We start from the raw sequence: 16,607 nt of genomic DNA on the forward strand, positions 1-16,607 counted from the left end.
GCGTGCAAAAAAAGGAAGAGAAATGTGTAACATAATGAATTTACTGATGATTTTTCAGACAAAAGAGATAGGGAAAGTTTTTCTCCAAAAGCTGATATTGCCAATGAACGCGCTTTAATGTATTGTTTTTCAACGATTCATCGACAGTGAGTCTGTCGAAGAGGACGAGCGAGGCGCTGCCGCGTTGTGGAATGCGGCAGGGGCCGGCGTGGCGGCACAGCGGGTTCGGCATGTCAAAAGGCCGCATGCTCACGGAAAATCGGCGTTCCTGCGCGATGAGCCTACTGAAGAATGCAACAGGCTATCTACATCACCCAATCGAGAATGCCCGATCCGCAGCGCTTCTTCCGACTCTGCGCCGAATGTTTCGAAAGCTTGTGGGTCACCAACAACGGCGCCCTTGTCCGGCAACTGGAGCGCGAGCTGAAGCGGTATCTCGGCATCCCTTCCCCCCTTGTCTGCAATAAGGGCGCCACCGCCGGCAAGGCGGCATAAGCCATGTCCCGGCTTCTGCTGTACACCGATCTCGGCCCGTCGTGGCCGTGGCTGTTCGCAACGGTGCACGCCAATCGCGACGCGCTGGCGGAACACGGCGTTGACCTCGGTCCGTTCAACCCCTGGGCCTGCAAGCTGCTCCCCGCGCATTCGAGGTTCTGGACAATCGTGCCCGAAGGCGGCGTCACGCCGCCCCCTCTGGCCGCCGATCTGCAAGGCGTGGTGGCGCGGCTTGATGCGGGGCGCGACGTGCTGCTCATGAGCTGGGTGCTTGCCCTCCCGGCTCATCGCTCCCTGGCCCGTTTGCTGCGGCGGCAGCCTGGCTTGGCCAGGCACGAGGTGCGCGCCGTTTTTCTTGTCGGCCGTCCCGCGTGCGTGCTGGAGCAGCGGTATCGGTGGGCCGGCAAGGCGCTCCCCTCCGCTGTGGAACAAACCCTGCTGAGCCGCTGCAAGATGCTCCCCCTGCTGGTGAAAGACGCCCGCCGCGCATGGGGAGAGGCCAACGTCGCTCTCCTGGCCGATACGTCGGACAGCCCTGTTGCCACGCCATGCACGACGCTGGCCGAGCGCCTTTTCGCCATCCTGGGGGCCGGTTGCCCGCCGCTCCGCCTGCCGGAACATCTGCCGCGCCACCCGCTCTTTCTGGCCTCGTACGTCGCCCGCCGCCTGAGCCGGACGCTGGAAGTGCGCGAAAACGCCTGGCCGCCGCTGGACGCCGGCCTGTTCATGGATTGCCTGCGGGCAAGCGAGCGGAGCTGGGGTACGGAGCCGGTCAGCCCGCTGGACCTCCGGCAACGGCTGATCCGGGAAGGCGCGGCCGGGCTGCGCGCCCTGGAAGCGCTTCTGGAACTCGAATCAGGCGCTCTGGACTGCCCGGACTGGCTGGCTGCCCAGGCCGAAGCCTCGCCCGAAGCCGTGTACGGGCAGCCGCTTCCCGCCGAGCGCGTCGCCGCGTTCGCCGCCGCGCTCCCCCCTGCCGTGCGCGAGCCGTTGCGCCAACGCTACGCCAATGACGCGCCGCTGCTCACGCCGGATCAGCGCGCGCTGGCCAAGGCCCTTGCCGTTCCGGAAGCCGCCGCGCCGTCCGCTTTGCCAGCCGTTGCCGCGAGGGACAGCGTGACCATCGGCGAGCCGGTCCCGCCCGTGGAACTGACCGTGCTGACCATGACCTACAATCACGAACGGTACATTGCCGACTGCATGGACAGCGTGCTGGCCCAGCGGACGGATTTTCCGGTGCGGCACATCGTGCTTGATCACCGCTCCACGGACGCGACCCCGGCCATTGTGACCGCCTACGCGGAGCGGCATCCGTCCATCCGGGCGGTGCTTCTCTCCCAGCGCCGCCCGTCCGAAAACGTCATGGGGCTGTTTCTGCGCTGCCGGACCAGATACGCGGCGCTGTGCGACGGGGACGACTATTTCACCGACCCGCTCAAGCTGCAAAAGCAGGTGGATTTTCTGGAAAGCCGCCCGCACTGCGCCCTGTGCTTCCACCCGGTCCGGGTGGTGCATGAAGACGGCAGCCGCCCGCCGTATCTCTATCCGCCCCTGTCCATGCTGCCCAACGGCGTGCGCGAGGAGTACGATCTGGAAGACCTGTTTCAAGGCAACATGATCCAGACCAACTCCGCCGTCTACCGCTGGCGCTTCAGGGACGGGATGCCGCACTGGTTCCGGCCCGGCTTGTGCCCCGGCGACTGGTACTGGCACCTGCTGCATGCCGAGCTGGGGAAGATAGGCTTCCTGCGGGAAGTGATGTCCGTCTATCGCCGGCACAGCCAGGCGGTCTACGCCACGGCGTCCGGATCGAGCACGGAGCATCGCCGCGTCCACGGCATGGCGGAACTGAGAACGTATCAGGCGGTGAACGAGCACTTCACCAACCGGTATTTTCCGCATCTGGCGGCGCTCGCCAACGGTGTGTTCGCCGATTTTCTCCGGATCAGCATGGAAGAGGGAGACCAGAGCCTTCTGGATCGGGCATGTGACGCCTTTCCCGACTTTGCGCGACACTTTCTTGCGGATTTGAAAATGGTACAGGTGAAAAATACCGCTGCCAGAAAAATATGAAAACACTCTCATTATCCTTGGAAGAAACGCGATGGAAAAAAAAGTGCTGGATATGCTCAGGGAGCTGCAACCGACCTACGACTTTGAGGAAGGTGTGAATTTCATTGAACAGGGGTATCTGGACAGTTTTGATGTGGTGACGCTGATTTCGGAGTTGGAGCAGACTTTTTCCGTATCCATTTCCGCTCTGGACATCGTGCCTGAAAATTTCGCGTCGGTGCAACGCATTTGTGATTTGGTGCGGCGGAGCACCAAGGTTGATTTTTAGCGCTCATGAGCGGGGCAAGCAATGCGGGCAAGCATTCACGGCGTCAGAATTCGGGGCGTGTGCGCCACCGTGCCGCAACAGGTGTATCGCTTTGAGGACGAACTCAAGAGCTTTCCCTTTCCGGAAAAATCGTCCCGGCGGCTGGGACGGGTGATGGGCTTCAGGGAGCACCGCATTGCGGACGCGAAAACCACGCCCTGCGATCTTGCGTCCTACACCATGAATTGCCTGTTTCACCAGGGGCGACTTCGCAAGGAGAAGATGCAGGCCATGATAGTGGTGGCGCAGATGGCGGATCATCCTGTTCCGGGCAACAGCAAGGTGATTCACGGCCAGCTTGACCTGCCTACGGATGTGTTCTGCACGGATATTTACGAAAACTGCATCGGTTTTCTCTCCGGTCTGTATACGGCCTGCTGCCATGTGGCGGCGGGCGCCGTGGACGAGGTCATCCTGATCACCACGGATGGTGGCGCCTGCTATGCCAACAAGCTGGACAGGAACACCTACCCCCTGTGCGGCGACGCGGCGGCGGTGACGGTTGTCAGCCGCAGTGACAACCCGGAGGATGTGATTCACTTCGTCTTTCGCACCGACGGCAGTCGGCGGGAAGCGTTGCTGACCCCCGCGGGCGGATGCCGGATGCCCGCCACAGCGGAGACGGCCAAAATGGTCAGGGACGAAATGGGCAATTACCGCTCGCTGAACAACATGTATATGGACGGCACGGCTGTTTTCCAGTTCGTCATGGAGCGCGTGCCGCCGCTGATTGACGAAATCTGCCGCTACGCCGGCATTGAAAAGACCGCTGTTCAATACCATCTGACGCACCAGCCCAACCGTTTCATGCTTGAGAAACTGGCCGATCTCATGCGTGTGCCGCGGGAGATCCTGTTCAACAATATTGTGGAGCATTTCGGCAACTCTTCCTGCGTCACCATCCCGGTGAACATTGCCTACAACCTGGGCGCGCGGCTGCTCGACGAACAGCCTCTGGTCTGCTGCTCGGCCTTCGGGGCCGGGCTTTCGCTGGCCGCCGCGGTGTGCCGCCTGGGGCGTATGGATTTTTGCGAACTCATTGAGCACCCCGGCAACGGAACCATTGCCTACCCCGTGTAATCACATGGCATGGAAAGGAGAACAGATATGAATACACAGGAAAAACTGGCTGCGCTGGAAGATATCATGGAGCTGGATGAAGGCGCGCTGAAACCGGAAATGAGCCTTGATGAAGTGGAGGAATGGGATTCCCTGGCCGCGCTCTCCTTTGTCGTGCTGCTGGGCGACGAATTCAACAGAAAGATCAGCGGAAAAGAAATCCGCGCCTTTCAGACCGTTCAGGATATGCTGGATGTCATGGAGCCGGGGGCATAGCTGTGGCCTTTCTGCATTTCGACAATGTGGGCATTGCAGCTCTGGCCGGGGCACTGCCGGAGCATGTGCAGACAATAGACATGGATCCCGCTCATCCGCGCGCCGCCTACATTGCGAATTTCGTCAAACAGACCGGCATCAGACAGCGGCATATTTCCATTACCGAGCAGACCGCCACGGATCTGGGCTATACCGCCCTGTGCAAGGCGCTGGAAAGAGCGGGGTGGGAGGCGAAAAGCCTCGACGCGCTCATCTTCATGTCCCAAACGCCGGACTTCAATCCCAGCACAAGCAACGCGCATGTGCTGCACAATCATATGAAGCTGGGCGATCACGTCCTGGCGTTTGACATTACGCTGGGGTGTTCCAGCTTTCCGCATGGTCTTTCCGTGTGCGCCGCTCTTTTGCAGCAGGCGCACATCAACCGCATTGCCATGGTGTCCGGCGATACAGTGTGGCCTCAGTACCGTTCACGGGAAGAGCTTCTGGCGGCCTCCGTCTTTCTTTCCGGGGAAGGATCGACCGCAATCCTGCTGGAAAAGGCAAAATCCTCTCCTGTGGACGTGGCCTTGCACAGTGATGGGACAGGCTATCACTTTCTGTATGATCCCTGGCAGGGATGCCGTAACGCCTGGAGACGTTGCAGTGGCCTCATGCCCAATGGCGAAGTCTATGAAGGCGGCGGCTACATGGATGGTATGGAAATCACCTCCTTCTCCACCATGCGGGTTGTGGACAGCATCAGGGCCTTTCTCGCACGCATGGGCAGGGATGTGCGGGACTATGACGGGGTAGTGCTGCATCAGGCCAACATGCAGATTGTCAAGACCATGATCAGACGGTTGAAAGTGGACAGGGCCAAGGCTCCGACCACGGTGGAGCGGCTGGGCAATACCAACGGCGCATCCGTCTCCCTGACCATGGTGGACGCCTATGCCGGGCGTGACGCCGGGCCGCTGAATCTGCTGGTCAGCGCGTTCGGCGTGGGGCTTTCCTGGGGAGTGGTCAGTCTGTCGCTGGACCCCGCTGTCGTTGTGCCCATGGTGACCTGTTCCAACCGCTTTGAGGACGACTTTCTCAAGCCGGCGGTCTGATTCGTGAACGAAGAGAGGTAACGCATGGATGCCACCCTGACGCAAAAGGTTGTTCTTGTCACAGGCGCTTCTTCCGGCATCGGGCGCGCGGTGTGCCGTGAGCTGGCTCATCAGGGGGCGTCCGTTATCCTTCTGGCTCGTAATGAGCAGGGGATGCGGGAAACCATGTCCGCCATGCCGGAAGACCAATGCCTGCCGCTGGCGGCCGATCTGCACGATCTTGCAAGCCTGCCCGCCGTGCTGGAAGAGGCCCGGAACTGGCGGGGGCATATTGACGGCTGCGTGTATTGCGCCGGGGTGGGAGGGCGCGCCCGCTTGCGTGACACAGACCCGGCATTCATGGCCGAGTGTATGCTGGTCAACTGTTTCGCCTTTGTGGAGCTGATCCGCCTTTTGGTGAAGCGCAAGGAGAGGGCGCGGCCCCTGCGGGTGGCCGCCGTGTCTTCCTTTGCCGCCCTGGGGCGCGATAAATATTTTGTCGCCTACGCGGCTTCCAAGGCGGCCCTGGAAGCCGCGGCCAAAACACTGGCCGTTGAGCTTCTTCCCCGAAATGTCACGGTCAATCTTATCCGACCGGCTTTTGTGAATACGCCCATGATTTCCGGCGCCGCGGATCCGCTGGGGGATTTCGCGGCGCGGCTTGAAGAGAGCGGCTATCAGCCCATGGGGCTGATAGAGCCGGAGGAAGTAGCCTGCATGGCCGCGTATCTCATGGGGCCGGGGGCCGCCCATATCAGCGGTTCAACCTTTTCAATCAATGCGGGTGCGGCCTGTTAGGGAGGTTTCATGCAACATGCCACATTTGAACATTTTTCCGCCGCGCATGACGCCCTGAAGGCACGGACCCGGTACACGCTCACCAATCTTTTTCTGGATAGCCGCACGCTTCGCGCCCTGCTGACGGAGAAGAGGTGCCTGACGCATGTGGAAGAAGGGGCGCTGTTTCTGCTTATTCCCTATCATGAAACCTATTACGACTGCCTGTATCTGGCTGCGGACGGGAGCGCCCTTGCGGACGGGCTGGGGCGGCTTGTGGAGGCATACCATGAACCGCTGGCGTTGCGCGGATCGTGTGTGGGCAGGGAACCGCAGGCAGGCGAAGCGGCGGAACTGTTTCGCCGGCAGGGGTTTGTACTGACCAAAAAGCTGTTGCGCATGCAGCTCAAGGGCGCTCCGGAAAAGATGTTGAACGCCATGCGCCCGTATGCCGACGAATACCGGGAGTGCATGTCCTTTGCCAATCCTGAAGACGCCGAGGAAATTCTGGCGCTTCTGAAGGAAGAATTTGATCTTGTGGCGGACAATCTGCCGGAGCTGGACGCCATTCGGGAAAACATTCTCCGTGGCCAGGTCGCGGTTTTGCGGCGCGACGGGAAAATTGCCTCTCTTCGTTATTTTTCCTTGTTAAAGAATACACTGCATAGTCTTTATGATGTGACGCGCAAGGAATATCGCAGAGAAGGCTTTTTCATGGCTCTTTCGACGTTTGTGAATGAATATTTCACAAAACAGGGCACAAAGAATGTGCGTGCTCTTGGATGGAGGGATGCGACGCGTCAAAAGCTCGTGAAGCACGCCCAAAAAAGCAATCAGTCATCTGACGGTATTGTTATTTACAACATGCTCCGGACGCCCGCGTCCGACCGAAACGTGGAGAAGGACAACCACCCATGATGCGCCTGCGCATAACCCTGCCTTCCACAACGCTGCTTCGGCCCGTGGAGCTTGCGGCGGCCCTGCCGTATGGCTTTGGGGCGACGGAGCCGCCGTATCGCGCCGTGTGGGCGTTGCACTGCGCCATGAGCAATGGGGATTTTTTCTTTGACAGCCTGGATGCGGCCGGGATTGTGGAGCGGGAGCAGGTGGCGATCATAGCGCCCGGCATGGGGAACGGCTACTTTGTCAATTCCAGTCATGAAAATCAGGCGGATTTTCTCAATGAGCTGCTGGACGCCGCGCGCGAGGCGTTTCCCCTCTCGCGCCGGCCGGAGGACAATGCCGTTATCGGCGTGTCCATGGGAGGCTTCGGAGCTGTCCGCTGGGCGCTGGACAGCGGCGCGTTCGGAGCGGCGGCGGCCATTTCGGGCGTGTTTGACTGCCGGGTGCCCCCGGACGATCGGATGATGAAAAACCGTGCTCAACGCGCCCTGTACGCGGCGTTTGAACGTGTCATGCGCCGTTGTTTGCTGGATGGGAGCGGCCGGGTACGGCCCGACGCCGATCTGGAACAGCTCCTGCGGAAGGGGCGGAAGGAGGGGGCTTCCCCTTTTCCACGCATCAGCCTGTATTGCGGGGAGCAAGACTATCTGAGTCTGCCGCAGAGCAGAGCGCTGGAGGACGCGTGCGTCCGACACGGCTGCCCTGTGCGGCTGCGCCTGTCGGAGGGAGAGCACGATCCGGTTTACTGGCGGGGCGCGTTTCGGGCCGCCGTGAGCGCGTGTTTTCATGCCGCCGATGCCGGAGAAGAGGATTCCTTATGTATCTGACGCATATTACGCAGTATTTTGAAACCACAGTGGCGGAACATCCCGACCGCGTCGCTGTGCATGACGGCGACGCCGCCATCACGTTTCAGCGTCTGTACGAGCGCGTTCTTGCTGTGGCCGCCCGCATCAGTCAACAGATCGAGGGACGAACCGGCCTTGTTGTGGCTGTTCATCTGCCCAAGAGCCTGAACGCCGTAGTCGCGGATCTGGCCATTCTCTACAGCGGCAACGCGTACATGAATCTGGATGTCAAAAGTCCGGAACAACGGCTGCTGAACATTCTGGAACAGACCCGGCCCGCCCTGATTGTGACGGAGGCGGAGCGGCCGTCAACCCTGCCACCGGGAGTCGGCCGCATATGGGCGCTGCCCGCCGCTGGGCCGGATCTCGATGGGGAGGAACGCGCGGCGGTGCTTGCCGTGCGGGAACGGTGCATCGACACTGACCTTTTGTGCGTCATCAATACCTCCGGGTCCACCGGCACGCCCAAGGCCGTAGCCCTCACGCACCGCGGTTTCATCGATTTCACCGAGGTTGTGTGCGAAGCCGGGCTTGTGGGCAAGGGGGAAGTTGTCGCCAGTCTCTCGCCGGCGGTTTTTGATATCTTCAGTTTTGAGCTGTGCATGCTCATGGCCAGGGGTGCTACGCTGGTGCTTGTGCCGGAAAGCCACGCGGCCTTTCCTGTCCGTCTGCTGGAGCTTATGGCCGCGTTGCGGGTGACGTTTCTCTTCTGGGTGCCGACCATCATGGTCAACATCGCCAACATGGATCTGCTCGCCCGTGTTTCCCTGCCGGATCTCAGGATGGCCTGGTTTGCGGGCGAGGTCTTTCCCACAGCCAAGTTCAATTACTGGCGCGCAATGTTGCCGCAAACCACCTTTGCCAATTTTTACGGGCCGATAGAAATCACACTGGATTGCCTGTACCATGTCGTCCAGCGTGATCTGCGCGACGATGAGCCGATTCCCATCGGCAAACCCTTCCGGAATACCGCCATTCTGGTCCTGAATGCCAATGATGAGCCTGTGCGTCCGGATCAACCCGGTGTGGAAGGGGAACTCTGCGTGCGCGGCTCCTCCCTGGCGGCAGGCTATTACAACAATCCGGAAAAAACGGCCGCCGCCTTTGTCCAGAACCCGCTCAACACCGCGTACCCCGAACCCGTCTACCGTACAGGCGATATCGTCGCTTGGAACGAATACGGAGAACTGGTCTTCAGGGGAAGAAAGGACACCCTGATCAAGCACATGGGGTATCGCATCGAACTGGCGGAAATCGAACATGTGGCGGTCAACACCCTCAAGCTCGCGCCCAACTGCTGCGCGCTCTACGATCCGGAACGCAAAAGGATTGTTCTGGTTTGCGAGGCGGCCTCGCCACTGCCGGAGAAAGAACTGCGCCGCAGGCTCGGCGAGGTTTTACCCCGGTACATGGTGCCTTCAGTCTACACATATCTTCCGGAAATGCCGCGAAACAGAAACGGCAAAATCGATCGCCAGTTCCTGAAGGAACATATTGATACGCTCTCGTTTGCGAAAGGAAGCGCCGCATGAACGTTCTGGAATCCACATTCAAGAAGATCGAAAAGTTTGTGCGCAATATGGCGTATGACAGACATGTGTATATGCTTTCTCTTGATTCTGAAGAGACTGTGCTTGCGAGATCCCCCCATAAATATGTTTCCTATGCCATACATGACGAATCAGACCCTGCCGATGCCGTTTTTGCAGCCGCTCTTTCCGCAATACCCATATATGCGTTATCCGGAGAAGACCGGACACGGGAAGCAGTGCTGTTTGCAATGTGTTCCGGCCTGAATCTTTCACCTTTTGCATTGGGTTCCGGAAGGATGGCGGCGCCGGTTCCTCAGGATATTGAGGGAGAGATCCAGGCCCGGATTGCCCGTTTGCAACAGTTGTTTGCCAGAGAATTTCACGTTGATCTGGCATGTTCCCCGGCCCCCGCGGACTATGTGGCTCTGTTGAACAGACGAATCGGCGAAGCGCGTCAGTATTATGTGGAGGAGCACGGGGCCTGGATACAAACCTTCATGAACGCGCTGGGAGACGATATCTCACGCGACTCTTTCGCCACGTTTCTGCGCCAGCGCATCAAGGCGCATGTCTTCAGGGGCGTTGAAAACTGCTATCCCGTCATGCCTCCGGTGCGGACAGCCGGATGGCGCAGGCAACGAGAGGCCGCAACGTATGATTTTCCAATCCTTGCAGGATGCCGGGAAGATGTGCGCCAGTTTTTCTACAGAGATACTTTCGTGTATGAGCAGTATGCCATTGCCGGAGTCGTGGAGGCTCGCCCCGGAGACGTGGTGATCGATGCCGGAGCCTTTATCGGCGATACGGCCTGTTATTTCAGCAGAAAAGTTGGAGAAAGCGGCAAGGTTTTTGCTTTTGAGGCTGTCCCCGAATCAGCGTGCTTCGCCAGAAAGAACATGGAGCTTAATCATTGCGAGAATGTTGAAATAGTGCCTCTGGCGCTTTCCGATCGTAAATCCACGTTTTCCATTGCTCTCAATCCACACAGTAATTCCGGAGCATCGCTTGTCTCTGCAAGCTCAACAGATAGTTCTCTCATATCAGTTGAATCAATAACATTGGATGATTTTTGTACAAATACAGGTTTGGATATTGATTTTATCAAATCAGATATTGAAGGTTCTGAAATGCAGATGCTTCATGGGGCAAAACGAACTATTGCAAACCAGTCTCCAGTTTGCGCAATAGCGCTTTATCATAAAAAAGATGATTTTTGGCAGATACCAGAATTTCTTGCAAGTCTTTGTCCAGACTATACATTCTGGTTTCGCTGTGAAGCCGAACCTGTCCTGTTTGCAAAACGAAATCAATAGGTTGAAACTGTAAGGTAAATGAGAAGCTATGCACGCAACCGACTATACGCTGATCACCGGCGCATCCTCAGGTATGGGCGAGGCCACGGCCAAACTGCTCAGTACTTCCCGCAATCTTGTTTTGCACGGGCGGGACGAGGCGCGCCTGGCCGCTGTGGGGGAAGCCTGCGCGCGCAATGGCGCGGATGTGGCGCTTTTTCCCTTTGATCTGGAAAAGGCGGACACCGTCGGGGCCGCCCTTACGGAACTGCTCAAAGCACGAGCGTTGCCGGTTGAAGCCTTTGTCCACTTTGCAGGTATGACGGAAGTGTTGCCCATGGCAAAAACAAAATATTCCGTGGGCCTGCGGGTGATGAACGTCAACTACTTTTCCGCTGCGGAAATCATCAGTGCTCTTCTCAAAAAGAAAGTCAATGGGCAATCGCTTCGTAATATTCTCTTAACATCAAGCATTGCTGTAATTACAGGAAAGAAATACCAGCCGCATTATTGCGGCAGCAAAGGAGCAATCAATGCTCTTGGTATTACTTTGGCCAATGAATTAGCGCCAAATATTCGAGTTAATGTCATTGCTCCGGGGTCATTTCCAACTCGTATTGTCCAAACAACATTTGTTGATGCTCCTTTAGATGGTTCATGGAACCCTTCTACGCTTCTTCATCCAGGAACTGTGGATGATGTAGCGCGTATCGTTCGTTTTTTAATTTCTGAAGATGCTTCATATCTTACAGGACAGATTATTAATGTGGACGGTGGGGAACATTTTCCTCATTTTTAACGCAGGCAGACAGACTGAACTTCATTTCAAAAAGGCTTTCTGTTTTTGGAGAAAAAGATGAACAGCGTTTTGTTCCATAGCCACAAAGAAGAAGTGAACGCGGGCCGAATGCGTGCGGCCCTTCTGGATATCGGCGCGGCGGAGTGCGATGTGCTGTATATCCATACGGACATGACGTTCGGCCTGCCTGCTCTCAAGCGGAGCGCGTTGCTGGCCGAGCTTCTGGGGCTTGTCGAAAACCTGGGCGTCGCCACGCTGGTATTCCCGACCTTCACGTTCAGCTTTTGCAATAATGAGCCTTTTGACGTGCGCAACAGCCGTACGCCCATGGGCGCGCTCAATGAATACGCGCGCAAGACAGGGCGGGGACGGCGCTCCCGCGATCCCTTGCTGTCCGTCTATGTCCTGGGTGACGCGCTTGACCTTGTTGACAACCTCGGCCCGTATTCCATTGGCGCGGATTCCAATTACGACAGGCTGCACCGGTGCGGAAAAGAGGTCAACTTTCTCTTTTTTGGGGCGGACATGCGCGCTTGCTTCACCTACACGCACTATATGGAAGCGGTTATCGGCGTTCCCTACCGCTACAATCGGGAATTTACCGGGACCATTGTGGATGGCGGAAATGTCGCTCCGAGTCGCGTCTGGCTGTATTCCACCTATGCCAATTGCCGGCTGAATCCCAAACCGGTTGTCCATGACGCCATGCGGGCGCGCGGCCAGTTGCGGACAACAGCTGTGGGGGACGGGCAGATGTGCTGTTTCCGCGAAAAAGACGCGTATGCGACCATCTCGCAGCTTTTGGCCGAAGATCCGCTGTGCCTGACGGACGGCTCCTTTGATGCCGGCAGGAAAGATACAACCTACAACGCCGGTAAGGAACGCATCGTCAGCGTCAGGTAGAATGAAACAGGAGAAAAGAAATGCTTCCCATCAAAGCAATACTTGATTCGCATGAAGCGGCCAGAGTAAATCCTGTGCCTTCCAGTCGCAGCCGTTTTGGTTCTCTGTGGCGTCCTGAAGATGGCATTATTTTGTATCCACCCAATGGAAATGCTCGTGACTATATTACGCTTCTTAAAATTACGGTTCCCAATATTCCTCTTATTCTTTGCAATGATGTAAAATCACCTATGGAAGTGGTGAGTAATCTTCGATCACATTCAATTGATGAAGCTACATCAATTTTACCGCATGCACTTTTTGTTATTTGTGCGACAGGTGAGCTGGCTTCACAGCTTTTTTCCCATGTTGCTTCCCATCTTTCCGCAACACATATCAATAATACGATCACGTTTCGCCAACTTGGCGAATTTTTACCTGTAGGCGATAAAAAAAGTCGGGCTTTTGATGTTTACCGCAAAACATTTCTGGCGGCATCTCCTCGAAATCGAAAAAAAGTGGAGGCCGCCTTTGGGCTGTTTGAAGATTCGCTTTCCCAAGCCGTTTTTTGTGCAATTTTGAAACGCTATCTTTTGTGTTCTGATACATTGATGCCAGTATCGGTTTCACGGGAGTATTTTGAGGATGTGTATACGCTGTCTCCTGATGAAGTGTTTGTGGATTGCGGCGCGTATACCGGTGATACCTTGCGGGATTTTCTGGATGTAGGGGGAAGCCTGAAAGAATATCATGCGTTTGAGCCTGATCCTGGCAATTTCAGTCAACTGCTCGCCTATACGGAGAAACTGCCCGCGAATTTTTATGGCAAGATTCATCTTCATCAAAATGCTGTAGGGCACGAACGCGCGACGATCTTTTTTGATGCCGGGGGTACGATGGGGTCCATGGTCAACCCGGATGGAACAACTTCTGTGGAGTCCGTCACTCTGGACGAAACACTGCGCGGCGTCAACCCCACCCTGATTAAGTTCGATATTGAAGGTTACGAGGCATTTGCCCTGCAAGGAGGTCGTGCGCTCATTCAGAGCGCGCGGCCTGTGCTTGCTTTGTGTGTGTATCACCATCCTTTTGATCTTTGGGAATTGCCCTTGATGGTCAAGAACATGGTTGGCGATTATCGCTTTTTCCTGCGTGCGTATCAGGAACAATTCAGCTATACCTGCTACTGCGTGCCCCCGGAAAGGCTCAATCAAAAGTACGCATAGAGGTTGCGGGATGAAGGATTTGTACATCGTTGGCGCCGGTGGCTTCGGTCGCGAACTGCTGAACCTCATCCTCGACATTCACGCGATCTCCGGGCCGCGCTGGAACATCATGGGGTTTCTCGACGATACGGGAGATCCTCTGTACGGCAAGACGTGCGGCTTTTCCGTTGTGGGAACAATTATGGAGTATATGCCGAAGCCCAATGACGTGCTTGCGTTCGGCATTGCCAGCCCTGCGGCCAAGCGCAAACTTGTTCCCCTGCTCAAGGCACGGGGCGCTGCGTTTGAAACCGTCATCCACCCCTACGCCTATCTGGGGCGGCACAATACAATAGGGGAAGGGGTGATTGTGTATGGCGGTTTCAGCATGTCGGTCAATGTGGAAATTGGCGATTTTGTCACTCTGTTGGGGACAGGGCTTGGCCATGACGTGCGCGTGGGCGCTTACAGCACTGTGTCGGCCTGCTGTAATATTATGGGTAACGTAACCCTGGGAAGTGGCGTGTTTGTAGGCGGCAATGTCGCTATAGCGCCCCATGTGCGCATTGGGGATGACGCCTATCTTTGCCTTGGAAGTGTGGTGATGAAGGATGTGGGGGACGGCGTCAAAGTGATGGGCAACCCGGCACGGGAAATTGGATAATAGGATTTACATTCATACAATGCATTATCTCTATGACAAAATATATATCCTTGGTTATGGAAGGACACCCCTGGCCTGTGCAGCTTTAATTCATGGTCTTGGTATTGCCTGTTGTTTTTTAGAAAAATCTCGAATGCATCAATCTTTTTCTGAAAGAAGGGCGCATTTACTTGGAATTCCATATAAAAATTGGAATATTGAAGACATATATGCCATTTTTGAACAAAAAGGCAGAATTCTTGTTTTAAGCGCTAATAATGATTTTCTTTTTCCAAAAGATTTAGTATCTTCTACTAATGTAGATATTATTAATTATCATAATTCCTTGCTTCCACATCATAGAGGAATGAATGCTGAAGCATGGGCTATATATGACAATAATTTGAAAACAGGCATAACTTGGCATTTTGTTGATAGTGGTATTGATACAGGGAATATTATATTCCAAGAATCTTTACCAATTACTGATACAACAACATCAATACAACTTTTAGAAAAGCAGTCAGATTTAGCCGTGAATGTTTTAAGAAAAAATATATACAATATTTTGTATGGTAATATAGATATCAAGTCTAATACATGGGAAAAAGAGGGATCAATACATTATAAAAAAGATGTTCCAGGAAATGGTATCCTTGAATCAAGATGGTCCAATTCAAAAATATGGAATTTTTTGCGTGCAATGGATTATGGTCCATTCTATAATTTAGGATTACCAAAAATTTTATTTAATGGTAAGTATTATGGATGGAATAAATATTTTAAAATAGATAATAGTAAAAAATATGAGAAAAAATTTTCTAAAGAAAACAATATTATAGTAAATGATATATTTATGTTGACAGATATATTTGAAATATCAGAAAGATAAAAATAATATCAACAAAAGTGATATATAGGAATATATTATCATGATGTATAATGTATAAATATGTTAACCTACACCAAGTAACTATATAGGATATATACAAATGGCTAAAATTTGCTTTATCAATGCATATGAAACTTCTTATCTGGGTACACGTATTTTGGCTTCGTATATGCTTGCAAAAGGTCATGAGGTCCATGGGATTCTTTTGGAGTCCGGTGAGTACATCTCAATAGAAGAGCCGCTTGAAGGGCATGAGGGCTATCAGTCATATAGCCGTGGCGTCTTGATGGTGAACAGAGCTACTCAATATAAAATCGGGCAGGATGATACGGATCTGCTTGCCAGGATTTTACAGGCTGAGGCCCCAGACGTGATAGGCTTTTCCGCGCGCAGCACGAATAATTGGTTGATTCCTGTCCTTGTGCCTGTATGTAAGGCCGCCGTCCCCTCAGCCCTGCTGGTTGCCGGAGGGTTTGGCCCCACACTTGAACCGGAGCTTTATCTGGATGGAGGTTTTCATTGTGTCATCCGGGGAGATGGGGAAGAAGCGCTTGCCGGTCTGATGGATTGCGTGGAAGAAGAAAAACGCACCCGGAGGCCCAATGAGCAAAAATACTCGGTATGTAATACTGTCTGGTTTTATAGGGGGGGGTATATAAAAAATACTATGAGCCCGCAAGAAAAAAATCTCAGCAAATACGGTGAACCCTTGCACGGGCATCGACATTTTTCTTTTATCAAAAATGGGGTCATGTATCGCTATTATGATCCGGAAGTCAATGGAGGCATCTATTTTACCTATTTTGGACGTGGTTGTATAGGACATTGCACCTATTGTTCTGGTGGGCAATGGTCATCTTTATATAAAGATGACGGAGCTAAGGTATACAAACGGCGGAATAGAGACGTTAATGAAGTTGTTGAAGAACTAAAAAAAATGCCTGAAAAGCCGCAGCACATATGGTTTGTGGATGAATATTTCGGCCTTTCTCGTGAAAAAACACTTGAATTTTGCAAACTTTACAAAAAACATATAGGAAAGACATTTTTTTGTTATATCAATTATGACTATATGCTTGAACATGAAGATGTTTTTTATAGCCTTGTAGATGCAGGTCTTGTTGGTACAGGGGTAGGTTTTCAAACAGGCTCGGAAAAATTCGCGCGAGAGCAATATCATCGCCAACTAAAAAATTCACACCTGCTTGAATTTGCTAAATTGTGTTTTGAAACAAACTTGTTTACTGGCATTCATCTTATTGGTGGAAATTGCTATGAAACAGAAGAAGTGTTCCAGGATACCGTTGACTTGATAAGAAAGTTGCCTTTTTCCATTGAAGACCCCTGGCGCATGCCGTTAGAAAATATTCGTCTGCGGCCACATCCCAAAACACCCATTACTTTTCTCTCTCCTAAAGTCGTTACTAGAGCAATTTGACTTTTATTTTATTTAGAAATCGTTTAGATTGCAGAGATGAAATTTGCATCTGAAGAAATCCGAACCAAGGCTGTTCATGCGTATCTTGATGGAAAAGCAACAGCCAGGCAATT

The 16,607-nt window shown here is 54.0% G+C and carries 18 protein-coding genes; 17 read left to right on the forward strand and 1 reads right to left on the reverse strand.

The window, feature by feature from the left end:
* Positions 1–40 precede the first annotated feature (40 nt).
* Entirely contained in the window at positions 41–253 is a 213-nt protein-coding gene (locus tag G7Y51_RS08175) for a hypothetical protein (RefSeq protein ID WP_206214284.1), read from the reverse strand.
* A gap of 38 nt (positions 254–291) precedes the next feature.
* On the opposite strand from G7Y51_RS08175, the gene G7Y51_RS08180 reads away from it, so the two are divergent.
* From G7Y51_RS08180 to G7Y51_RS08260, 17 genes are all read left to right on the forward strand, one after another.
* Entirely contained in the window at positions 292–495 is a 204-nt protein-coding gene (locus G7Y51_RS08180; protein WP_165176360.1) for a hypothetical protein, read from the forward strand.
* Positions 496–498: 3 nt separating this feature from the next.
* Positions 499–2,568 (forward strand): glycosyltransferase, encoded by a 2,070-nt coding sequence (locus G7Y51_RS08185; protein WP_165176362.1) that lies wholly within the window; start codon positions 499–501, stop codon positions 2,566–2,568.
* A 31-nt stretch (positions 2,569–2,599) separates the two neighbouring features.
* Positions 2,600–2,836 carry an acyl carrier protein gene (locus tag G7Y51_RS08190; RefSeq protein ID WP_165176365.1) on the forward strand — a complete coding sequence of 79 codons (237 nt, stop codon included), beginning with the start codon at positions 2,600–2,602 and terminating at the stop codon, positions 2,834–2,836.
* Positions 2,837–2,893: 57 nt separating this feature from the next.
* Positions 2,894–3,955: a 3-oxoacyl-[acyl-carrier-protein] synthase III C-terminal domain-containing protein gene (locus G7Y51_RS08195; RefSeq protein ID WP_165176368.1), complete on the forward strand. Its 1,062-nt coding sequence runs from the start codon at positions 2,894–2,896 to the stop codon at positions 3,953–3,955.
* 27 nt (positions 3,956–3,982) lie between these two features.
* On the forward strand, positions 3,983–4,210 hold the full coding sequence (locus tag G7Y51_RS08200) for a phosphopantetheine-binding protein (RefSeq protein ID WP_165176371.1): 228 nt from the start codon (positions 3,983–3,985) through the stop codon (positions 4,208–4,210).
* Between the two features lie 2 nt (positions 4,211–4,212).
* Positions 4,213–5,304, forward strand: coding sequence for a 3-oxoacyl-[acyl-carrier-protein] synthase III C-terminal domain-containing protein (locus G7Y51_RS08205; RefSeq protein WP_165176373.1), 1,092 nt, complete (start codon positions 4,213–4,215; stop codon positions 5,302–5,304).
* A gap of 24 nt (positions 5,305–5,328) precedes the next feature.
* A complete protein-coding gene (locus tag G7Y51_RS08210; RefSeq protein WP_165176375.1) occupies positions 5,329–6,081 on the forward strand; it encodes an SDR family oxidoreductase in 753 nt (250 codons plus the stop codon).
* Between the two features lie 9 nt (positions 6,082–6,090).
* Entirely contained in the window at positions 6,091–6,978 is an 888-nt protein-coding gene (locus G7Y51_RS08215) for a hypothetical protein (protein WP_165176378.1), read from the forward strand.
* The gene (locus G7Y51_RS08220; protein ID WP_165176380.1) at positions 6,975–7,790 is read left to right on the forward strand and encodes an alpha/beta hydrolase-fold protein; all 816 of its coding nucleotides are present in this window, start codon (positions 6,975–6,977) and stop codon (positions 7,788–7,790) included. The genes G7Y51_RS08215 and G7Y51_RS08220 overlap by 4 nt, the downstream gene beginning before the upstream one ends.
* Entirely contained in the window at positions 7,781–9,343 is a 1,563-nt protein-coding gene (locus tag G7Y51_RS08225) for an amino acid adenylation domain-containing protein (RefSeq protein WP_165176382.1), read from the forward strand. Before G7Y51_RS08220 ends, G7Y51_RS08225 begins: the two co-directional genes overlap by 10 nt.
* Positions 9,340–10,656, forward strand: coding sequence for an FkbM family methyltransferase (locus G7Y51_RS08230; protein ID WP_165176384.1), 1,317 nt, complete (start codon positions 9,340–9,342; stop codon positions 10,654–10,656). The genes G7Y51_RS08225 and G7Y51_RS08230 overlap by 4 nt, the downstream gene beginning before the upstream one ends.
* 28 nt (positions 10,657–10,684) lie before the next feature.
* Positions 10,685–11,434, forward strand: a complete 750-nt coding sequence (locus tag G7Y51_RS08235; RefSeq protein ID WP_165176386.1) for an SDR family oxidoreductase — start codon at positions 10,685–10,687, stop codon at positions 11,432–11,434.
* 57 nt (positions 11,435–11,491) lie between these two features.
* Positions 11,492–12,337 (forward strand): AAC(3) family N-acetyltransferase, encoded by an 846-nt coding sequence (locus G7Y51_RS08240; protein WP_165176388.1) that lies wholly within the window; start codon positions 11,492–11,494, stop codon positions 12,335–12,337.
* A gap of 20 nt (positions 12,338–12,357) precedes the next feature.
* Complete coding sequence (locus tag G7Y51_RS08245; RefSeq protein ID WP_165176390.1) at positions 12,358–13,542, forward strand: FkbM family methyltransferase; 1,185 nt, start codon at positions 12,358–12,360, stop codon at positions 13,540–13,542.
* A 10-nt stretch (positions 13,543–13,552) separates the two neighbouring features.
* Positions 13,553–14,185, forward strand: a complete 633-nt coding sequence (locus G7Y51_RS08250; RefSeq protein ID WP_165176392.1) for a sugar O-acyltransferase — start codon at positions 13,553–13,555, stop codon at positions 14,183–14,185.
* Positions 14,186–14,204: 19 nt separating this feature from the next.
* Complete coding sequence (locus G7Y51_RS08255) at positions 14,205–15,056, forward strand: formyltransferase family protein (protein ID WP_165176394.1); 852 nt, start codon at positions 14,205–14,207, stop codon at positions 15,054–15,056.
* Positions 15,057–15,156: 100 nt separating this feature from the next.
* A complete protein-coding gene (locus G7Y51_RS08260; RefSeq protein WP_165176396.1) occupies positions 15,157–16,494 on the forward strand; it encodes a cobalamin-dependent protein in 1,338 nt (445 codons plus the stop codon).
* Positions 16,495–16,607: the final 113 nt, after the last annotated feature.

Origin of the sequence: Desulfovibrio sp. ZJ369 (assembly GCF_011039085.1) — a bacterium.
Classification (GTDB): Bacteria; Desulfobacterota; Desulfovibrionia; order Desulfovibrionales; family Desulfovibrionaceae; genus Desulfovibrio.